At 50.4% G+C, this 2541-nt stretch carries 4 protein-coding genes; all 4 read left to right on the forward strand.

Annotation, left to right across the window (positions count from 1 at the left end; translation table 11 throughout):
- Window positions 1-166 precede the first annotated feature (166 nt).
- A complete protein-coding gene (locus tag DW806_RS05825; protein ID WP_117492378.1) occupies window positions 167-1357 on the forward strand; it encodes an XRE family transcriptional regulator in 1191 nt (396 codons plus the stop codon).
- Window positions 1358-1405: 48 nt separating this feature from the next.
- Window positions 1406-1627, forward strand: coding sequence for a hypothetical protein (locus DW806_RS05830; RefSeq protein WP_110436175.1), 222 nt, complete (start codon window positions 1406-1408; stop codon window positions 1625-1627).
- 43 nt (window positions 1628-1670) lie between these two features.
- A complete protein-coding gene (locus DW806_RS16040; RefSeq protein WP_382737162.1) occupies window positions 1671-1844 on the forward strand; it encodes a helix-turn-helix domain-containing protein in 174 nt (57 codons plus the stop codon).
- A 70-nt stretch (window positions 1845-1914) separates the two neighbouring features.
- Entirely contained in the window at window positions 1915-2409 is a 495-nt protein-coding gene (locus DW806_RS05840) for an antirestriction protein ArdA (protein WP_442861144.1), read from the forward strand.
- Window positions 2410-2541: the final 132 nt, after the last annotated feature.

Genomic DNA, 2541 nt, shown 5'->3' on the forward strand with positions numbered 1-2541 from the left:
CCGCGCCCGCGTGCCTGAACCCCCTGTATCTAACAGGGGGGTACAAATCGCCAATGGCCAGCCGCTTTACAAAGTAGAAACCCTGATGCCGTCTGGATTTTGGGCTTTTAAGGGTTATGTCAAAAACGGGCGTCAATGTCACATGACGCAGAAAGGAGACCATCTCATGGAAAACAACGAATGGATTTGGCATTTCCGTGAAGAACGGGAACGCAACGGTATTTCGCGCAAGGCGGTTGCCGCTGTTGCAGGTATTTCGCGTGAATACCTGTGCCGTCTGGAAACCGGAAAGCTGCCGGTGACAGACAAGACAAGGAAAAGGCTCGCCGCGGCGCTCAAGACCCTGTACCCAGACCCGCTTAACCTGATGATCGACTATGTGCGGGTGCGCTTCCCTACGATGGACGCAAGGCATATTATTGAAGATGTGCTGCGGCTCAAAATGAACTATATGGCGCAGGAAGATCACGGGCTTTATTCCTATTCCAGTATGTATGTGCTGGGCGATATTGCGGTCATGACTTCACCGATGGAGGAAAAAGGTGTGCTGCTTGAGCTTAAAGGCAAGGGCTGCCGCCAATTTGAAGCCTATCTGGATGGACAGAAAAGAAGCTGGATTGAATTGTTCCGGATGTTTCTCGATGAAAAAGCGGTTTTCAAGCGGATAGACCTTGCAATCAATGATCGGGCGGGGATTTTGGATATCCCCTATCTGTGTGATAAATGCGACCGCGGGGAATGTATCTCGGTATTCCGCAGTTTCAAGGCGTACCGCACGGGCGGGCTTGCACATCTGCGGGAGGAAAACAAGGAAAGCATGGGTGCGACGCTGTATATCGGCTCGATGCAGTCTGACTTGTATTTCTGCATTTACGAAAAGGCATATGAACAGCTTGTGAAAAAAGGAATCCCCGTTGAAGATGCGGAAGTCAAAAACCGGTTTGAAATCCGGCTCAAAAACGACCGTGCTTTCTATGCGGTTTATGATCTGGTGTCTAACGAAAGCCCCGAAGATACTGCATTCGGCATCATCAACCGGTATGTCCGGTTCGTGGATAGGGATAGCCGTAAGCCGCCCGAAGATTGGCCGCTGAATCATATGTGGTCGGTGTTTATTGGGGAACATCGTGACCGGCTCAAACTGACGACTGACCCTGAGCCGTACAGCCTTGAAAAAACGCTGAACTGGCTGTCCCATCAGGTCGCGCCGTCGTGGAAGATGCTGCTGGAGTTAGACCGCAAATGCGGGACAAATATCATGGAAGAAATGCTTGCGGCAACCGAGCTGGCAGATAAGCACCGCAAGATCATTGAACAGCAGCTTCAGGAAATCGGGGATGTTGTAATTACAGAATAAAATGCAAGCAAAAGTTTAATTACAAGCGGAATGGAGGAATATTAGCCTATGAATTTCGGCGTCAACCTTTACAACTGGTTTCTTACGAACGCCCAGTCTCTTGTGCTTATGGCGATCGTGGTGATTGGTATTTATCTCGGCTTTAAGCGCGAGTTTTCCAAGCTCATTGGTTTTCTGGTCGTGTCGCTGATCGCGGTCGGCCTTGTATTCAATGCGGCAGGCGTGAAAGACGTTCTGCTCACGCTGTTCAATCAGATCATCGGCGCATAAGGAATGGGGTGTGGATGTGCGCTATCGTCAAAACCGTATCAAGATGCTGCGCAGGGCGCGTGGTATCACAGTAAAACGACTTGCGGTACTGGTAGGCGTATCACAGAGTATGCTTACAAACTATGAAAATGGAAGCAGTATACCGAGAGATCAGGAAGTATGGGACAGGCTCGCAGTGTATTTCGGTGTGTCTGTCCCTTATCTCATGGGCTTTTGAGTTTGATGTAACGGCTGGTTTCAATGTGAGACCGGCCGTTTTTATGCCTGCATGGTGGAGGTGAGAATGGATTATGGAAGAAATGCGGGTATATGTAGCGAACCTCGGCAAATACAACGAGGGCGAGCTTGTCGGCGACTGGTTTGAACCGCCCATAGACTATGACGAAATGGCGGAGCGCATCGGCCTGAACGAATTTTACGAGGAATACGCCATCCACGACTACGAGCTGCCCTTTGAGATAGACGAGTACACGCCTATTGAGGAAGTCAACCGCCTGTGTGAAATGGTGGAGGATTTGCCGGAGTATATCCAGGATAATTTACGTGAACTGCAAGGCTATTTCAGCAGTATTGAGGATTTGTGCGACCATCAGGACGACATTATCTATTACCCCGGCTGCGAAGATATGGCGGATGTAGCGCGTCAAATGGTGGAGGAAGGTTATATCTCCGTACCAGACCACCTGATATACTACTTTGACTATGAAGCGTATGGGCGCGACTTATCTATGGAGGGTACGTTTGTTGAAACGCGGAATGGTGTGTTTGAGATCGCAGTTTAACCGTTTTCTCTTTCGCCCGCCGCTGTGAGAATGGTGTGGGGGTGTGTCCGGCTGTGGGTAACTGCATGGCAGTTATCCATAACCGGGCGCAGGGGGCGAGGAAAGACGCAGGCGGCGTGGGCCTCGTTCCTC

Source organism: Butyricicoccus sp. AM32-19, assembly GCF_003480365.1.
Taxonomy (GTDB): domain Bacteria; phylum Bacillota; class Clostridia; order Oscillospirales; family Butyricicoccaceae; genus Agathobaculum; species Agathobaculum butyriciproducens.

Coding starts and splice junctions, on each gene's coding strand:
- DW806_RS05830 (WP_110436175.1), top strand. CDS start 1,406: ATGAATTTCGGCGTCAACCTTTACAACTGGTTTCTTACGAACGCCCAG.
- DW806_RS16040 (WP_382737162.1), top strand. CDS start 1,671: ATGCTGCGCAGGGCGCGTGGTATCACAGTAAAACGACTTGCGGTACTG.
- DW806_RS05825 (WP_117492378.1), top strand. CDS start 167: ATGGAAAACAACGAATGGATTTGGCATTTCCGTGAAGAACGGGAACGC.